This window comes from Pseudomonas asplenii, from assembly GCF_001293465.1.
Classification (GTDB): Bacteria; Pseudomonadota; Gammaproteobacteria; order Pseudomonadales; family Pseudomonadaceae; genus Aquipseudomonas; species Aquipseudomonas fuscovaginae_B.
Genome location: NZ_JSYZ01000019.1, coordinates 1 through 17,680 on the forward strand (window position 1 = coordinate 1; position 17,680 = coordinate 17,680).

At 62.9% G+C, this 17,680-nt stretch carries 16 protein-coding genes and 1 pseudogene; 4 read left to right on the forward strand and 13 right to left on the reverse strand.

The genetic code is table 11. The annotated features are described in order from the left end of the window. The 4 genes and pseudogenes from PF66_RS33515 to PF66_RS23340 form a co-directional block, all read right to left on the reverse strand. Nucleotides 1-164: pseudogene (locus PF66_RS33515) on the reverse strand (OprD family porin); the annotation flags it as partial. A gap of 291 nt (nt 165-455) precedes the next feature. Further along, nucleotides 456-1,907, reverse strand: a complete 1,452-nt coding sequence (locus PF66_RS23330) for an AdeC/AdeK/OprM family multidrug efflux complex outer membrane factor (RefSeq protein ID WP_054063949.1) — start codon at nt 1,905-1,907, stop codon at nt 456-458. Continuing rightward, nucleotides 1,904-5,056 carry an efflux RND transporter permease subunit gene (locus PF66_RS23335; protein WP_054058906.1) on the reverse strand — a complete coding sequence of 1,051 codons (3,153 nt, stop codon included), beginning with the start codon at nt 5,054-5,056 and terminating at the stop codon, nt 1,904-1,906. Before PF66_RS23335 ends, PF66_RS23330 begins: the two co-directional genes overlap by 4 nt. Nucleotides 5,057-5,059: 3 nt before the next feature. Next, complete coding sequence (locus PF66_RS23340) at nt 5,060-6,223, reverse strand: efflux RND transporter periplasmic adaptor subunit (protein WP_054058907.1); 1,164 nt, start codon at nt 6,221-6,223, stop codon at nt 5,060-5,062. 254 nt (nt 6,224-6,477) lie between these two features. Here PF66_RS23340 and emhR point away from each other — a divergent pair, with 254 nt between their 5' ends. Both emhR and PF66_RS23350 read left to right on the forward strand, forming a co-directional pair. Next, the gene (gene emhR / locus PF66_RS23345) at nt 6,478-7,110 is read left to right on the forward strand and encodes an efflux system transcriptional repressor EmhR (protein ID WP_054058908.1); all 633 of its coding nucleotides are present in this window, start codon (nt 6,478-6,480) and stop codon (nt 7,108-7,110) included. Between the two features lie 162 nt (nt 7,111-7,272). Continuing rightward, nucleotides 7,273-8,160, forward strand: coding sequence for a DMT family transporter (locus PF66_RS23350; protein WP_054058909.1), 888 nt, complete (start codon nt 7,273-7,275; stop codon nt 8,158-8,160). Between the two features lie 15 nt (nt 8,161-8,175). Here PF66_RS23350 and PF66_RS23355 read toward each other — a convergent pair whose 3' ends face one another. The 7 genes from PF66_RS23355 to PF66_RS23385 all read right to left on the reverse strand — a co-directional run bounded on the left by PF66_RS23355 (nt 8,176) and on the right by PF66_RS23385 (nt 14,232). Beyond that, entirely contained in the window at nt 8,176-9,099 is a 924-nt protein-coding gene (locus PF66_RS23355; protein ID WP_152973076.1) for a hypothetical protein, read from the reverse strand. Next, nucleotides 9,099-9,539: a hypothetical protein gene (locus PF66_RS23360; protein WP_054063951.1), complete on the reverse strand. Its 441-nt coding sequence runs from the start codon at nt 9,537-9,539 to the stop codon at nt 9,099-9,101. Before PF66_RS23360 ends, PF66_RS23355 begins: the two co-directional genes overlap by 1 nt. A gap of 58 nt (nt 9,540-9,597) precedes the next feature. Continuing rightward, nucleotides 9,598-10,812, reverse strand: a complete 1,215-nt coding sequence (locus tag PF66_RS23365; RefSeq protein WP_054063952.1) for an ABC transporter permease — start codon at nt 10,810-10,812, stop codon at nt 9,598-9,600. Nucleotides 10,813-10,988: 176 nt separating this feature from the next. Next, nucleotides 10,989-11,438 carry a hypothetical protein gene (locus tag PF66_RS23370; RefSeq protein WP_054063953.1) on the reverse strand — a complete coding sequence of 150 codons (450 nt, stop codon included), beginning with the start codon at nt 11,436-11,438 and terminating at the stop codon, nt 10,989-10,991. A gap of 241 nt (nt 11,439-11,679) precedes the next feature. After that, a complete protein-coding gene (locus tag PF66_RS23375; RefSeq protein ID WP_054063954.1) occupies nt 11,680-12,729 on the reverse strand; it encodes an alkene reductase in 1,050 nt (349 codons plus the stop codon). A gap of 20 nt (nt 12,730-12,749) precedes the next feature. Next, on the reverse strand, nt 12,750-13,916 hold the full coding sequence (locus PF66_RS23380) for an MFS transporter (RefSeq protein WP_054058915.1): 1,167 nt from the start codon (nt 13,914-13,916) through the stop codon (nt 12,750-12,752). Between the two features lie 13 nt (nt 13,917-13,929). Continuing rightward, complete coding sequence (locus tag PF66_RS23385; protein WP_054058916.1) at nt 13,930-14,232, reverse strand: ArsR/SmtB family transcription factor; 303 nt, start codon at nt 14,230-14,232, stop codon at nt 13,930-13,932. 156 nt (nt 14,233-14,388) lie between these two features. On the opposite strand from PF66_RS23385, the gene PF66_RS23390 reads away from it, so the two are divergent. Beyond that, nucleotides 14,389-14,976: an ACP phosphodiesterase gene (locus PF66_RS23390; protein WP_054058917.1), complete on the forward strand. Its 588-nt coding sequence runs from the start codon at nt 14,389-14,391 to the stop codon at nt 14,974-14,976. Between the two features lie 101 nt (nt 14,977-15,077). Here PF66_RS23390 and PF66_RS23395 read toward each other — a convergent pair whose 3' ends face one another. Both PF66_RS23395 and olsB read right to left on the reverse strand, forming a co-directional pair. Further along, entirely contained in the window at nt 15,078-15,884 is an 807-nt protein-coding gene (locus PF66_RS23395) for a lysophospholipid acyltransferase family protein (RefSeq protein ID WP_054063955.1), read from the reverse strand. Next, nucleotides 15,884-16,639, reverse strand: a complete 756-nt coding sequence (gene olsB / locus PF66_RS23400) for an L-ornithine N(alpha)-acyltransferase (RefSeq protein ID WP_054058919.1) — start codon at nt 16,637-16,639, stop codon at nt 15,884-15,886. Before olsB ends, PF66_RS23395 begins: the two co-directional genes overlap by 1 nt. 130 nt (nt 16,640-16,769) lie before the next feature. Between olsB and PF66_RS23405 the strand changes: the two genes are divergently transcribed. Further along, nucleotides 16,770-17,648 (forward strand): acyl-CoA dehydrogenase family protein, encoded by an 879-nt coding sequence (locus PF66_RS23405; protein WP_054063956.1) that lies wholly within the window; start codon nt 16,770-16,772, stop codon nt 17,646-17,648. Nucleotides 17,649-17,680: the final 32 nt, after the last annotated feature.

Below are 17,680 nucleotides of genomic sequence, written 5' to 3' on the forward strand. Positions count from 1 at the left end.
GGGTTGGTGAAGTTGCGGTTGATGTAGAAGTTACGCAGGTTCAGGTTGGCCTGGGCGTCTTCCACAAAGCCATGTTCCTCGGCCATGGCCGGCAGGGCCGCACCGGCGAGGGCGAGGGTCAGCAGGGCAAGTGGGGGACGGTTGCTGTGGTTCAGTGGCTTCATGGATCGGTCTCTCTAATTGTTAGGGGTGAAGCAGGGCGCAGCCGCAACCCGGGGGGTGCAGACAAGGGGCTTACAGGGGGAACGAACGGCTGCGATCAGCCGCTGAGGGCAGGGCGTCGGGACATGGCGGGTGAACCTGTTGTTATTGGTATGGGTCGATGCGCTGGAATGGTGCGGCGGATCGAACCGCGTGTTCAATCGGGGTTTGACGGTTTTGGGCGATTATCGAACGGAACAGTGCGGGCATGAAAAAACCCGCCAATGGCGGGTTTTTGTGCAGCGTGAACGACCTCAGCCTTTCGGTGGCGTCTCGTCGATCGGCCGGGCCTGGCCGGTCTGTTCGTTCCAGCCACCGCCTAGGGCCTTGTACAGGTTGACCTCGCTGGTGAGCTGCGACAGGCGATCGCTGATCAGCGATTGCTGGGCGCTGAACAACGAGCGCTGGGCATCGAGGAAGGTCAGGTTGCTGTCGACGCCAATGCGGTAGCGACGCTCGGCCAGGCGGTAGTAGTCCTGGTTGGCGGCGACCAGGTCGCGTTGGGCCTGCAACTGTTCGTTGAAGGTCTGGCGTGCGGCCAGGCCGTCGGAGACTTCCTTGAAGCCGGTCTGGATCGCCTTCTCGTAGTTGGCGACGCTGATTTCCTTCTGGATCTTGGAGTAGTCCAGGCTGGCTCTCAGGCTGCCGGCGTTGAAGATCGGGATGCTGATCTTCGGCGAGAACAGCCAGGTGCCCGAACCGCCCTTGAACAGGCCGCCCAGGTCCGGGCTCAGGGTGCCGGCGTTGGCGGTCAGGCTGATGCTCGGGAAGAACGCCGCACGTGCCGCGCCGATGTTGGCGTTGGCCGCCATCAACTGGTGCTCGGCGCTGAGGATGTCCGGACGCCGCTGCAGCAGGTCCGAAGGCAGGCCGGCTGGCAGTTCGCTGAGCAGTTTGGCCGACAGCGGCTGGGCCGCCGGCAGGTTGGCCGGAATACCGGTGCCCAGCAGTTGCGTCAGGCTGTTCTGGTCTTCGGCGACCTGGCGGGTGAACTGCGCCAGCTTGACCCGTGCGCCTTCCACCGAGGTCCGCGCCTGGCTCAGGTCCAGGGCCGAGGCCACGCCGACTTCGTTGCTGCGCGAGGTGAGCCGGTAGCTTTCCTCGTAGGCCGCCAGGGTTTCCTGGGTCAGCTTGAGCAGTTCCTTGTCGGCCTGCCAGGTCAGGTAGGCGTTGGCGACACTGGCCACCAGGCTGATCTGCGTGGTACGGCGGGCCTCTTCGCTGGCGAAGTAGGTCTGCAGCGCCTGTTCGCTCAGGCTGCGGATACGGCCGAACAGGTCCAGTTCATAGGAACTGACGCCAAGGGTCGCCGAGTACTGGCTGGTGATCGCAGCCTTGCCGGTGCCCGAGGCATCGGCCGGGACCCGCTGGCGGCTGCCGCTGCCGTCGGCGCTGACGGCCGGGAACAGGTCGGCGCGCTGGATCTGGTATTGGGCCCGGTAGGCTTCGATGTTCAGCGCCGCGACCCGCAGGTCGCGGTTGTTTTCCAGCGCCACCTGGATCAGTTGCTGCAGCGCCGGGTCGTTGAAGAACTGGCGCCAACCCTGTTCGGCCGCGGCGACGTTCGCCGCCTGGGCCGGCGAGTAGGCCGGTCCTTGCGGGTACTGCGCCGCTACCGGCGCCTCGGGGCGCTGGTAGTCGGGGATCAGCGAGCAGCCGCTGAGCACGAAGGCCGCGACCGCTACAGAGAGAAGGGACTTGCTCATTGGCCAGCCTCATGCTGTGGAGTTTCAGGGGTTGCTGGTTTCGCGTGCTTCTTCTCGCCACCAATGGCCGAGACGGCAACGAAGAATAACGGAACCCAGAAAATCGCCAAGACGGTTGCGCTGATCATACCGCCAACCACCACGGTACCAATGGCGTGCTGACTGCCGGATCCGGCGCCGGTGGAGATCGCCAGCGGTACCACGCCGAGAATGAACGCCAGCGAGGTCATGATGATCGGACGCAGACGCATGCGGCAGGCCTCGATCGCCGCATCGCGCAGGCTCTTGCCCTGTTCGTGCAGTTCCTTGGCGAACTCGACGATCAGGATGGCGTTCTTCGCCGCCAGACCGATGGTGGTCAACAGCCCCACCAGGAAGTACACATCGTTGGACAGGCCGCGCAGGGTGGTCGCCAGCAGTGCACCGATGATCCCCAGCGGTACCACCAGTACCACCGCGATCGGGATCGACCAGCTTTCGTACAGCGCCGCCAGGCACAGGAACACCATCAGCAGCGACAGGGCGAACAGCGCTGGCGCCTGGGAACCGGACAGGCGTTCCTCGTACGACAGGCCGGTCCAGGAAATACCGACACCCGCCGGCAGCTTCTTGGCGATGGCCTCGACTTCCGCCATGGCCTCACCGGTGGTGTGGCCCGGTGCCGGGGCACCGAGGATTTCCATCGCCTCGACGCCGTTGTAGCGCGCCAGCTTGGGCGAGCCGTAGACCCACTCGCCCTTGGCGAATGCCGAGAATGGAACCATGGTGCCGCTGCTGCTGCGCACGTACCACTTCTGCAGGTCCTCAGGGCTCATCCGCGAGGCAGGCTTGCCCTGGATGTAGACCTTCTTCACCCGACCGCGGTCGATGAAGTCGTTGACATAACTGCCGCCCAGCGCGATCGACAGGCTGTTGTTGATGTCCGACAGGCTCACGCCCAGGGCGCTGGCGCGCTCGTCGTCGATGCTCAACTGGTATTGCGGTTCATCGTTCAGGCCGTTGGGACGGACCGCCGCGAGGACCTTGCTCTGTGCCGCCATGCCAAGGAACTGGTTGCGAGCTTCCATCAGCTTCTGGTGGCCGACGCCGGCACGGTCCTGCAGGTAGACGTCGAAACCGGTGGCGTTACCCAACTCCAGCACCGCCGGCGGGGCGAAGGCGAACACCATCGCGTCGCGGAAGCTGAAGAAATGCGCCTGGGCCCGTTCCGCCAGCTTGAACACACTGTTGTCGGCGTTACGCTGGTCCCACGGCTTGAGCATGATGAAGGCCATACCCGAGCTCTGGCCACGGCCGGCGAAGTTGAAACCGGTCACGGTGAATACCGAACTCACGGCTCCCGTTTCGTCCTTGAGCAGGTAGGCGCGCATCTTGTCGACCACCGCCTGGGTCCGCTCGGCACTGGAGCCGGCCGGGGTCTGGACCTGGGCGAAGAGTACGCCCTGGTCTTCTTCCGGCAGGAACGAGGTGGGGATACGGGCGAACAGCCAGATCATGCCGACCACGATCAGGGCGTAGGCCAGCAGATACGGCGCCTTGTGCGCCAGGATGCCGCCGACGCTGCGCTCGTAGGCCCGCACGCTGCGGTCGAAATTGCGGTTGAACCAGCCGAAGAAGCCGCGTTTCGGTGTGCCATGCTCGCCATGGGGAATGGCCTTGAGCAGGGTGGCGCACAGCGCCGGTGTGAAGATCAGCGCCACCAGCACCGACAGGCCCATGGCCGAAACGATGGTGATGGAGAACTGGCGGTAGATCACACCGGTGGAGCCGCCGAAGAACGCCATCGGCAGCAGTACCGCCGAGAGCACCATGGCGATCCCCACCAGTGCCCCCTGGATCTGGCCCATGGACTTCTTGGTCGCTTCCTTGGGCGAGAGACCTTCCTCGCTCATCACCCGTTCGACGTTCTCCACCACGACGATGGCGTCGTCCACCAGCAGGCCGATGGCCAGCACCATGCCGAACATGGTCAGGGTGTTGATGCTGAAGCCGGCCGCCGCGAGGATCCCGAAGGTACCCAGCAGGACCACCGGCACAGTCATGGTGGTGATGATGGTGGCGCGGAAGTTCTGCAGGAACAGGAACATCACCAGGAACACCAGCACGATCGCTTCCATCAGGGTTTCAACCACACCCTTGATCGATTCGCTCACCACCGGCGTGGTGTCGTACGGGAATACCACTTTCATCCCGGGCGGGAAGAACGGTTCCAGGTCGCTGATGGTCTTGCGCAGCGCCTTGGCGGTGTCCAGGGCGTTGGCGCCGTTGGCCAGCTTGACCGCCAGGCCCGATGCCGGGCTACCGTTGTACTGGGCGGAGACACTGTAGTTCTCGCCACCCAGGCTGACATCGGCGACGTCACCCAGGCGCACTTGCGAGCCGTCCTTGTTGACCTTGAGCAGGATATTCTTGAACTGCTCGGCGGTCTGCAGGCGGGTCTTGCCGATGATGGTGGCGTTCAGTTGCTGGCCAGGCAATGCCGGCAGGCCACCCAGTTGCCCGGAAGACACCTGGACGTTCTGCGCGGCCACGGCGGTCTTCACGTCCACCGGGGTCAGCTGGTAGTTGTTCAGCTTGGCCGGATCGAGCCAGATCCGCATCGCGTACTGGGCACCGAACACCTGGAAGTCACCGACGCCGGCAGTCCGCGAGATCGGGTCCTGCATGTTGGAGACGATGTAGTTCGACAGGTCGTCCTTGGTCATGCTGCCGTCGGTCGACACCACGCCGATCACCATCAGGAAGTTCTTCACCGCCTTGGTGACGCGGATACCCTGCTGCTGCACTTCCTGCGGCAAGAGGGGCGTGGCCAGGTTCAGCTTGTTCTGGACCTGGACCTGGGCTGTGTCGGAACTGGTGCCCTGCTCGAAGGTGGCGGTGATGGTCATGCTGCCGTCGGAGTTGCTTTCCGAGGAGACATAACGCAGGTTGTCGATACCGTTGAGCTGCTGTTCGATCACCTGGACCACGGTGTCCTGCACGGTCTGCGCCGAGGCGCCCGGGTAGGTCACGGAAATGGCGATGGCCGGTGGCGCAATCGCCGGGTACTGGTTGATCGGCAACTTGAGGATCGAGAGCGCGCCGACCAGCATGATCACCAGGGCGATCACCCAGGCGAAGATCGGGCGGTCGATAAAGAATTTCGACATGGTTTACTCCCCTTTGCTGCCCGCGGCTTTGTCGGTTGCCGGGGCAGGGGCCGGGTTGGCGGTTTTGACGTTGGTGGCTTCGCTGGCCTTGACCTCGACGCCTGGGCGCACGAACTGCAGGCCTTCGGTGATCACCCGATCACCCGACTTTAGGCCGTCCTCGACCAGCCACTGGCTGCCCTGGGTACGGCTGGCCTTGAGCTGACGCAGCTCGACCTTGTTGTCCGGGCCGACGACCAGTGCGGTCGGGGTGCCCTTGAGGTCACGGGTCACGCCTTGTTGCGGCACGAGGATCGCCGCGCTGTTCACTCCGGACTGCAACTGGGCATGGACGAACATGCCGGGCAGCAGCGAGTGGTCAGGGTTCGGGAACACCGCGCGCAGGGTCACGGAACCGGTGGTTTCATCCACGGTGACTTCCGAGAACTCCAGCTTGCCCGGCTGGGCGTAGGTGCTGCCGTCTTCCAGGGTCAGCTTGACCATGGCCGCGTTGTCGCCGGCCTTCTGCAGGCGACCGCTGTCCAGTTCGCGCCGCAGCTTGAGCAGGTCGGCGGTGGATTGCGTGATGTCGACGTAGATCGGGTCCAACTGAGTGATCGTCGCCATGGCATCGCTCTGGCCGGTGCTGACCAGTGCGCCTTCGGTCACCGAGGAGCGGCCGATGCGGCCGGACAGCGGGGCCAGCACTTTGGTGTAGCGCACATTGATCTGCGCGCTTTGCAGGTTCGCTTCCGACTGCAGGCGGTTGGCCACGGCCGTGTCGTATTCCTGGCGGCTGACGGCCTGCTCGTTCACCAGTTGCTTGTAGCGGTCGGCGATCGACCGGGTCGACTGCAGGTTCGCCTCGGCGCTTTTCAGCGTCGCTTCATAGACCGATGGGTCGATCTGATAGAGCTGCTGGCCGGCCTTGACGTCGCCGCCTTCCTTGAACAGGCGCTTGAGAATGATGCCATTGACCTGCGGCCGGACTTCGGCGATGCGATAGGCCGTGGTACGGCCGGGCAGCTCGGAGATCAGGGTGAAGGGTTGGGCTTGCAGGGTCACGACGCCGACCTGAGGGGCGGGGGCGGCCGCCGGAGCGGCTTCTTCCTTTTTATTGCATCCGCTGAGCAGCGATGCCAGGGCGACGGCGGTGACCAGAGCGGTAACAGCTGGCTTGAGTTGCATGAAGATCCTCGGGTCAGGCGCGCGTGAAGCGCACAAGAAGGGTGGAAGGGTATGAAGGGTGATCCGACTGGATTAATAGGTTGCTAATGAATATACTTACATTCACGTTTGTTTGTAAAGGCTTGAACTTTTGCCAAAAGTCGTTACAAAGCATGGATTTCATCTCGGGAAAAGGCACAAAAATCGCCTCCCGTCGTTAAGCCCGGATTAAACCCAGGGGGAGTCCGCGGCACCCTGATCGAGGTTTTACTGCCATGGTTCGTCGTACCAAAGAAGAAGCTCAGGAAACCCGCAGGCAGATTCTCGAAGCTGCCGAGAAGGCGTTCTACGAGCGCGGTGTGGCGCGTACCACCCTGGCCGACATCGCGACCCTGGCGGGGGTCACGCGCGGTGCCATCTACTGGCACTTCAGCAACAAGGCCGACCTGGTGCAGGCGATGCTCGACTCGCTGCGCGAGCCGCTGGATGACATGGCCAAGGCCAGTGAGGATCAGGACGAGCCCGACCCGTTGGGCTGCATGCGCCAATTGCTGATTCATTTGTTTCAGCAGATTGCTCTCGACCCGAAAGTCCGACGCATTAATGAAATTTTGTTTCATAAGTGCGAGTTCACCGATGAAATGTGTGACCTGCGCCGCCAGCGTCGTGCCGTCAGCCTGGACTGCAACGCGCACATCGAACTGGCCTTGCGTAATGCGGTGAACCGAGGACAGCTTCCCGAGAATCTCGATACGGCCCGCGCGGCCATCAGTCTCCATGCCTGGATCGATGGCATCCTCTATCAATGGCTGCTGGCGCCGGACAGCTTCGACCTGAATAAAGATGCCGAGCGCTGGGTCGATACAGGGTTGGACATGCTGCGTCTGAGCCCCAGCCTGCGCAATTGAGTCAAAATGTGTAACTGAGTCCAGCGCTGCCAGTATCCTGTGCCAGTCACCTCAACCCGACGGCGCGTGCCTCGACAGCGGGCATCATTTATATACCGCCGCGCTGCATCTTGGTAGTTAGTGTGCTAAGTATTTTGTAGTGAATTTGTTGCGAGCCTGTGAATGAATGTACCGAACCTGCTGCACAAGGGCTCCGAGCAGCCGCTCAAGGGCATCGCGCTGATCTGTGGGGCGGTACTGCTGTTCGCCAGCCACGATGCGCTGTCCAAGTACCTGTCGGCCTTCTACCCGATCGTGATGGTGGTCTGGGCCCGCTACGTGGTCCATACCCTGTTGATGCTGGTGGTGTTCGTGCCGCGCAGCGGCCTGTCGGCGGTGGTACGCACCAAGCGCCCGGGGCTGCAGCTGCTGCGTGCGCTGTGCCTGATCGGCACCAGCCTGTTGTTCACCACCGGCTTGCGCTACATCCCGCTGGCGGAAGCCACCTCGGTCAACTTCCTCGCGCCGCTGCTGGTGACCGCCCTGTCGGTGCCGCTGTTGGGTGAGCGGGTCAGCCGCGGTCAGTGGGCGGCGGTGATCGCCGGTTTTGTCGGGGTGCTCATCATCATTCGTCCGGGTAGTGCGCTGTTCACCCCGGCGATTCTGCTGCCACTGTGCTCGGCGTTGTGCTTCGGTTTCTACCAGTTGCTGACCCGCATGCTCAGCGGCATCGACAGCCCGACCACCAGCAACTTCCTCACCGGCATTCTCAACAGCCTGATCATGACGGCCATGCTGCCGTTCTTCTGGAGCGCGCCGACCCTGGTCCATGGCCTGTTCATGATTGGCCTGGGCACCTGCGGCATGCTCGGCCACCTGTTGCTGACCCAGGCGTTCCGGCATGCCCCGCCGGCGATGCTGGCGCCGTTCAGCTACGGGCAGATTCTCTTCGCCGGCATGTATGGCTACCTGGTCTTCGACCACATGCCGGACGTGTTCGCCGTGGTCGGTATCGGGGTGATCTGCCTGAGCGGATTGTTGGTGGCCTGGGGACAGCGCAAGCGCGGCTGACCCCAGGGGCGGCCGTCAGCCGTTGCGATTGCCGCTGAGAAACGTGGCCAATGACGATTGCCAGCCGCCCTTGCGCATCATCTGCAGCAGGGCCCTGTGCCAGACGTCTTTCAGGGTTTCGGTGGTTGTTGCGCCGGGCTCGGCGGAGGGCGTGGTGCTGTTCTCGGCGGTGGCAGCCTGCTGCTTTTTGGCCATGCGTTCCAGTACCGTTGTGTTGAGAATTTCCTTGGACTTGTGCTCGATGTAGCCTTGTTTGCGCTCGTAGGTCTGGAATTGAGGCGGCAGTTTCACATCCGGATCGCCGGTACTGGAAAAGCGGGTGATGACTTTTTCCAGAAAGTCGAAATCGCAGAGGTGGTAAGCCCCATGGTCGGGGTCCGTCGTGTAACGTATGAAATCCTGATCCAGGGCGCTGCCTTTCAGGGCGTCGCCCTTGAGAATTCTGTCGGCTGTTGCAGCGTCTTTTTCAATGAAACTGTAGCTCAGTTGATGTCCTTCGCTATCGTAGTTCTCAGCACAGTTCAAGTTGTGTAGCATCGTGCCATTTTGGAACTGGCGATATTCTGCAAGGTCCCTGGCCAGGGCTGTGACGTATCTGGGGGATGCCCCCTGTTCCTGAGCAAATTCGTAAATACGCGACAATAGATCCCTGTCGGCTTGGGTTAGGTAGTATTTCTCGCATTTTGTTGAGTCGAGCACTGTTTCAAAGTGCGGGTTAGGTTCTCCTCCATATACATGGGCTATCAGTAGTGCGTGGCCGCTAATTGAGACTGATGAGGATTCAGTTTTGATTGTGGTGTTTTTTTCGAGCGTACTTTGGGGTTCTTTGGCTGTTTGTGGGGTGTGTCTATATGAGTTGTCTGTTTGAGTAATTTTCATCTGGTTGCCCTTGTGGGTAGATAGGTGCTCCGTCAGCCTTTTGCTGACGGAGCGGCTCATTACTGGTAGCTGTATTCAAATGTGATGCTGTCTTCCCCTGCGGGGTGAGCAGGTCCTTTCAGATCGTCCGTCATGTGGGTGAGGTGGACTTTTACTCCATGGCCAAAGCGTTTCTGATTGAAAATCCTGGTACTTCCTGTCGAATTTGGAGTAATGATTTGGCAGTCGACTTCGGCATTGGAGTAAGGCTCGAAGTAACAGAGCTTAACTTTCTCGTTTATCGCGACTGGAAAGAATGTCGTATTCCAGCGAAGCTCTTTCAGCTTCATCTGGACGTTAGTCGGGTGAGTGAAGTCGGCGAGTTGCGTGCTATGTATTGAAGTCGCTGTGCTTATATAACTGAAGAGGCTGGGTGGCCTTTTCGACTTGGTGATACTGGCATCCGCTGCAAAAGTTTGAGTGCTGGCCAAAATCAAGGCGAGCGAAAGCATCTTTTTCATGATGGTATTCCTGAAAAATAGAGAGATATTTGAGTTGTAAGTGGTGTTCCGGTGTTAGTTACTCATAGGCAGTCTCCCGTAGTGCTTCCATGGGTTGCAGGCGGGAGGCCTTGAGGGCCGGATGCAGGCCGAAGAACACCCCGGTCAGCAGGGAACTGCCGGTGCCGAGCAGCAGGGCTTCGAGGCTCAGGCGCAAGGGCCAATTGGCGAAGTGGCTGAAAATCAGTGCGGCGAGGCTGCCCAGCACCGCCCCAACGAGGACGCCGGGCAGCGACAGGCACAGTGCCTCGCAGAGAAAGGCATTGCGGATATCCCGGGGACGCGCGCCGAGCGCCAGGCGCAGGCCGATCTCCCGGCGCCGTTCGGCCAGGTTCATCAGCATCACATTCATGACACCGACGCCCGCCACCAGCAGGACGATGCCGCCCAGACCGGCCAGCAGGCGAGAGAAGGTCGCGGCCTGGCGTTTCAGGCCGTCGAGCAACTGTCGTGGGATCTGTATCTCGACTTTCTGGCCATGGAACAGCGCCGGCAGTTGGTCTTTCAGGGCTTGTGCCGTCAGATCCGGATCGGCATGCGTTGCGATCCGCACGATCAGGCTGTCGATCTTCGGTTCAGGGAACAACCGTCGCAGCCCCTCTGCGGGGATAAGGACCGAGTGATCGATATCCACTGGAAGCAATGGGTTGCCGGAATGCTCTGCCACGATACCGACAACGCTGAACAGATAGCCTTCGATGGGCAGTCGATCCTGGAGTTGCAGGGGGCGGCCTTTCATCGAGAGTTGGTGCGCGACCTGAGCGCCGACCACGGCAAATGTTTCCTGATGGTCGAATGGGTTCAGGAATCGACCGTTCTGCAGCTTCAGGTCGAGGGCCTTTGCCAGGTCGCCAGAGGTACCGACCAGGGCGGCATCGACCTCGATTGCCGAATGCCTGAAGCGGACCGAATACAGGCTGACAGGCGCAATATCGATCAGTTGTGGGAGGGAACTGCGCAAGGTCTGCGCATCGAATGTCACGGGCGGGGGAAGGGAGGTTTTACGCCCCGGCGAAAGCCGGGCCACCAGCATGTCGGTGCCCATGGCCTGGAACGCACGCAGGGCTTCGGATTGTGCGCTGTTGCCGATGTTCAGCAGGGCGATGATCGAGCCGCTGCCGATGGTCAGTCCCAACAGGCTGAGCCAGGCGCGCCGGCCGGCCAGCCGCAGGTTGTCGATGGCCTCGGCCAGTACCTGGTGCGGCAGCGGGCCGTAGTGTTCGAGGTCGATCATGCGATCCTTCCGTTGAACCGATCACTGCGTAGTGCAGATGCTTCAAGAATCGGCCGCTGGGAAGGGGACTAAATAGGAATGGTTTCCGTTTGTTGTGTGGGAATTTTCCATGGCTGTCAGCGTTTTGAGTGACATCGACAGCCCTGGTGAAGGTGATTCATCCAGCTTCGATAGGCTCAGCCCATGCTGAATTTCACGCTGTAGCTGTAGGGCGGGACCTTGAGTGTCTTGCTCAGGCGGGCCTTGCAGGAAGCCGCGTGTTCCCCGATCGACTCGGCCTGGCGGGACCAGGTGGGCAGGTAGCTGGTGTGTTCCGAGTCGGTGAAGCGCTGCTTCAGCGAGTGCTGGGCGACGAACCGGCATTTGCGTGGCCCGGAGCCGTAGATGAACCAGGCCCGCGGCCCTTCCAGGCGCAGTTCCCGACGTTCGCCGCTGGCGATCGAGAAGTTCGAAACCGGAGCACCCTTGAGGTCCAGGCCGGTGCCGAGCAGTTCGAGTGGTTGTGGCGACTCGTTGCTGATTTCCACGATGACCGTCGCCGAAGGCTCGGTGCCCGCGGCATAGGCGGCAAATGACAGCAGGCCGGAGAGGGCCGCGCAGGACAGGGCTACGCCCAGCAATTGCATGAGGTACCTGTTAAGTCCTTTTGGGTGGATCGCGGTGGCAGCGCCATTCCGTGACGCTGCACGCTTTTCCGCAGTTGGATAGCGCCAGGCAAGTATGAGGATCGGGACAAAAAAAGCTCGCGGTGAACCACTCTCTGTTCTGTGAGTGTTTTCCGATATCCAGGCCGGGACATTCAACTACAACGAAAAAGCCCCGGCTCTTGCGAGTCGGGGCCTGCACACACTACTGAAGTTTCTGAGTTTACAGTGTCGGGTAGTCGATGTAGCCGACCGGACCCTTGCCGTAGAAGGTTTCCGGGTGCGCTGCGTTCAGCTCGGCATCGGCCTTCAGGCGGGCCGGCAGGTCCGGGTTGGCGATGAACGGGACGCCGAAGGCCACCGCGTCGGCCTTGCCTTCGGCCAGCCAGGCATTGGCACTGTCCTTGGTGAAGCGTTCGTTGGCGATGTAGGTGCCGCCGAACGCCGCTTTCAGCTGTGGGCCGAGGCTGTCGTCGGCTTCCTTCTCCCGCGAGCAGATGAAGGCGATGCCACGCTTGCCCAGTTCCCGGGCGACGTAGGTGAAGGTTTCCGCGAGATTGTCGTCGCCCATGTCATGGGAGTCGGCACGGGGAGCAAGGTGTACGCCGACCCGGCCGGGGCCCCAGACTTCCACCACGGCGTCGGTCACTTCGAGCAGCAGGCGGGCGCGGTTTTCCAGGGAATCGCCGTAGTGGTCGGTGCGCTGGTTGGTGCTGCTCTGCAGGAACTGGTCGAGCAGGTAACCGTTGGCGGCATGGATTTCCACGCCATCGAAACCGGCGGCCTTGGCGTTTTCCGCACCGACGCGAAAGGCCTCGATGACGTCGGCGATCTCGGCGGTTTCCAGGGCGCGTGGGGTCGGGTAGTCCGCTTGCGGACGGACCAGGCTCACGTGGCCCTTGGGCTGGATCGCGCTCGGTGCGACCGGCAATTCACCGTTCAGGTACGACGGGTGGGAAATTCGCCCCACGTGCCACAGTTGCAGGAAGATCCGGCCACCGGCGGCATGCAGGGCCTTGGTCACGTTGGTCCAGCCGCGGACCTGGTCGTTGGACCAGATCCCGGGGGTGTCGGGGTAGCCGACGCCCATCGGTGTGACCGAGGTGGCCTCGCTGAGGATCAGCCCGGCGGAGGCGCGCTGTACGTAGTATTCGGCCATCAGCGCGTTCGGCACACGGCCTTCGTCGGCCCGGCAGCGGGTCAGCGGAGCCATGACGATGCGGTTCGGCAGTTCGAGATCGCCCAGTTTGATCGGATCGAAAATAGTTGCCATGGGTACAACCCTCTTGATGATTAGTTGCTAGCTGGAACCAGTTCGGCGGGGCCGTTCTGGCGAAAGGTGATCAGGGTCACCAGCAGCGCGAGCACTGCCAGTGCGCCAGCGGCCAGGGGCACGCTGGTGAGGCCCAGGCCATGGGCGATGACACTGCCGCCGACCCAGGCGCCGAGAGCGTTGCCGACGTTGAAGGCGCCGATGTTCAGGGTCGAGACCAGGTTGGGGGCGGCCTGGCCGTAGGTCACCACGTTGACCTGCAGCGCCGGGACGGCGGCGAAGCAGGCCGTGGCCCAGAGGAACAGGGTGAGCTCGGCGGGAATGACCAGCACGCTGCTCCAGGTCAGGGCGGTCGCCAGCACGGCCATGGCGATGAACACGCCGATCAGCGTCGCGGCCAGGTTGCGGTCCGCCAGTTTGCCGCCGAGGATGTTGCCGAGGGTCAGGCCCAGGCCCATCAGCACCAGGGTCCAGGTCACGCCCCGTGGTGACACGCCGGTGACTTCGCCGAGCAGCGGCGCGATGTAGGTGAACAGGGCGAACACGGCGGCGGAGAACAGTGCGGTCATGCTCAGCGACAGCCATAGGCCGGCGCCCTTGAGTGCGCCGAGTTCGGCGCGCATGTCGAGTTTTTCCTCGTCGTGTTTCACCGGCAGGAAGCGGATCAGGCCGATCAGCGCGATCACGCCGATGACAGTCACCGCCCAGAAGGTCGAGCGCCAGCCGGCCTGTTGCCCCAGGGCGGTGCCCAGCGGTACGCCGAGCACGTTGGCCAGGGTCAGGCCGGTGAACATCAGGGCCACGGCGGAGGCACGCTTGTCCGGTGCCACGAGGTTGGCGGCGACGACCGAGCCGATACCGAAGAAGGCACCGTGGCACAGGGCGGTGATGATCCGTGCCAGCATCAGCACGTTGTAGTCACTGGCCACCGCGCAAAGCAGGTTGCCGACGATGAAGATCCCCATCAGTACCACCAGGGCCGCCTTGCGTGGCAGCCGCGAGGTGGCCATGGCCATGAACGGTGCGCCGATCGCCACGCCCAGAGCGTAGCCGGTCACCAGCCAGCCGGCACCGGGAATCGACACGCCGAGGTCGGTCGCCACATCGGGCAGCAGGCCCATGATGACGAACTCGGTGGTGCCGATGGCAAAGGCGCTCAGGGCCAGGATGAGTAGCGGGAGGGGCATCGTATGCGATCCTTTAGAGCTCTTGGCTCATGATGCGGAGGAATTCCTGGATGGTTTCCTCGTTGCGTTTGAAGAAATGCCACTGGCCCGCCTTCTGGCTGCTGATCAGACCGGCCCGCTGCAGCGTCGCCAGGTGCGCCGACACGGTCGACTGCGACAGGCCGCAGCGTTGGTCGATCTGCCCGGCGCAGATACCGTACTCGTGGTTGTGCAACTGGTCGGGGAACTGGGCTTTCGGGTCTTTCAGCCAGTGGAGGATGTCTCGGCGTACTGGGTGCGCCAGCGCTTTTATTATTTCGTCGAGGTCGAGGGTCATGGCGGTGTCTCAGGGGTGATAAAACGGTATATCGCGATGGGGCGAAATATAAATCGCTATTTCGCGATATACCAATATGATTTTGCTCTGTGTTCAGCATGAATCGCTATATCGGGTTATAACGATACAGAGGTGGCGAGTGCTAAGCTGGGAGCCATGAACTATCTCGCACATCTTCATCTGGGCGGACAGCACCCGGAACAACTGCTCGGCAGCCTCTATGGCGACTTCGTCAAGGGGCGCGTGGAGGGGCAGTTCACGCCTTCGATCGAGGCTGCGATCCTGCTGCATCGCCGGATCGATGTCTTTACCGACAGCCATCCCCTGGTGGACCAGGCGCTGTCGCGTTTCGAGCTGACCCGTCGACGTTATGCCGGGATCGTCCTGGATGTGTTCTTCGACCATTGCCTGGCGCGGGACTGGGCCCTTTATGCCGAGGGCCCGCTGGAGGGTTTCACCGCCGGGGTCTATCGGGTGCTGGCGCGTGAGCCGCGCCTGCCCGGGCGCCTGGCGCAGATCGCGCCTTACATGGCGGCGGATGACTGGCTCGGTTCCTATCGCCATTTCGAGGTGCTGGGGCAGGTGTTGCGGGGCATCTCCCGGCGTTTGTCACGACCGGAGGAACTGGTCCATGCGATGGGGGAACTGGAGGCGCTGTACGAACCGTTGAGCGAGGACTTCCGACTGTTCTATCCCCGGTTGCAGGCCTTCGCGCAGGAGCGTCGTATCGACACCATCCTGTAGGGGCAGGCCGATCGCCGCACCACCTGCTCCTACAGGTTACTCAGCGTTCTCGGGACGGCGGGTGTCACCCCAGCGAAAGCGTCTTCGAAGGCGCCGAACGGTCAGGCGGCTTCCGCCTCGCTGGTGGCCACTGGGCGCGCTACCGGACGTTTCACTTCGGCGGCCTCGCCGAACAAGGCCATCTGTACCGCCTGCTGGGCCTGGAAGGCCAGGGACGCACGTTCCTGGCCATTGCAGGGGATAGGCTGCAGCAACTGGATTTCCACCTCGCCCTGGTCATTGGAGAACAGGCGCATCAGATGCGACAACAGGTCGTCGTCGCCAATGAACGGGGCCAGCTTGTCCGCCTGCCCATCGCGGGTGTAGCGGATCGCTACCGGTTGCAGCGAAACGCCCGCATCGATGGCCGCCGACAGCAGGCGACCATGGAACGTACGCAGGGAGCGGCCGTCGGTGGTGGTGCCTTCCGGGAACATCAGCAGCGGATGGGCCTGCTCCAGGTGACGGGTCATCTGCTTGCGCACCAGTTGGCTGTCGCCCGAACCCCGGCGGATGAACAGGCTGCCGGCCTTCGCCGCCAGCCAGCCGGCCACCGGCCAGGTACGGACTTCGGCCTTGGACAGGAAGGACAGCGGGGCCAGTGCGCCGAGCAGGGCGATATCGGTCCAGGACACGTGGTTGCTGACCCACAGCATCGGTTGCGTCGGCAGCTTGCCGCGGACCGTCACGCGAAAGGGCAGGGCATGACTCAGCCGCGCCATGAAGAACCGCGACCAGCTCTGGCGACGCGCCATCGAATTGGCAATCCCCAGGCGCTCGAAGGCACCGAACACGCTGGCCATGCTCAAACCCAGCGCCACCACCAGCAGGACCCGGGCGATCCGGGCGTACACCCGCAGCCGCCTCATTACACGGCCGCCTTGAAGTGCCGGGCGTAACGCGGGCACAACTCGTCGCGCTTGAGCAGGATGAATACATCGGCCACCTGGAAGTCTTGGTCCCAGCACGGCTCGCCGCAGATCTTCGCGCCCAGGCGCATGTAGGCCTTGAGCAGCGGTGGCATTTCGGCGATGACGTTGCCGGGGATATCCAGGGTCGGCAGCGGTTTTTTCGGTTCGGCGCGCAGGTGTTCGGTGCTCAGGTAGCGTTCGCGCAGGCGCTGCATGATCGCCTGGGCCTGGATACCGCCATCCTGCATCGGGATGCTGGCGCAGCCCATCAGGTAGCTGTAGCCGCCCTCGTTGAGCACTTCGGCCAGTTCGCCCCAGAGCACGGCAATGGTGCCGCCGTTGCGGTAGGCCGGGTCGACGCAGGTACGGCCGATTTCCAGGATCGGGCCTTGCAGGTGGCCGAGGCCATGCAGGCTGAATTCCTCTTCACTGTAGAAACGCCCCAGGGTGTTGGCGGCCTTGTGGTCGAGCAGACGGGTGGTCGCCACCAGGCGGCCGCTGTTCAGGTCGCGCACGCCAATGTGGCTGCAGTGCACATCATAATCATCCATGTCCAGGCCGAGCTCGGCGCCTTTCAGCTTGGCATTGAATTCGCCGCTGAAAACGTTGAAGCGCAAGGCCTGGGCTTCTTGCAAGGCCGCGGCGCCCAACAGGCGTTCGGCTTGCAGGCGGCGTTCATTGCCGGTGTCGCTGATGCGGGCGATCTGAGTCATGACGCGTCTCCGGTTGCCGGCCAGGGTTGCGGCCAGTCGACTTTGTTGTGCAAAGTCAGGCTATGTAGCCCCGGTGTCATCGCCATGAAGCTTTGGTGATGCTTATATGACAGCCTCCCAGGAGCCCGCCATGCCTTGGTCTTTCCTGCTCGACCCGCCTCAACGCCAGCCCGTGCCCACCGATCTGGCGGAAGGTTACGCGCAGTTGCTCGACACCTTGGGCACGGTGACGCCGTTCGAACTGGCGGTGCGTGGCGGTCATGTCATGGCCACCCCCGGCCTGGCGTTCCTGGTGGGGTACCAGGCCGCGTTGCGCATGCTCTGGCCCAGCGCTCCGGGCAGCCTCGGCGCGTTGTGCGCCACCGAGCAGCGCAGCCTGCGTCCGGCCGACATGCAGACGCGTGTCGAAGGCTTGCGGCTTTGCGGGCGCAAGGATTTCGTCACCGCCGGCACGGCCGCCGACTGGCTGCTGGTGGCCGCGCGCAGTGAGGAGCAGGGCGAGGCGCCACGGCTGAGCCTGGTGATCGTCTACCCCGGCGAACCCGGTATCCGCCTGGAGAGCCTGCCGGCCCTGCCACTGATGCCGGAGATCGGTCACGGCCGGGTGCATTTCGACCAGGCCGCCTGCGAGCGTCTGGCCGGGGATGGCTGGGAGGCCTATGTCAAACCGTTCCGCACCCTGGAGGACATCTATGTGCTCGGCGCGCTGACGGCCTGGTTGCTGGGTGTCGGCCAGCACGGCGACTGGCCGCAGGCCCTGCAATTGCGCCTGCTCGGCCTGTTGGCCGGGTTGTCCGAAGCCAGCCGGCAAAACCCGGCGGCAACGGCGGGGCACGTCCTGCTCGGCGGGCTGTTCGCCCAGTTCGATGGGCTCAAGGGCGAACTGGATGAGGCCTTCGCGGCAGGTCCGCCAGCATGGCGGGAGATGTGGCAGCGCGACCGCGGTGTGCTGGACATTGCCGCGGGCGCCCGGGCCAGGCGCCTGGCGAAGGCGTGGGCGGGCGCGTGAGCAGAACTGTCATCAGGTTCCGCTAGACTGGT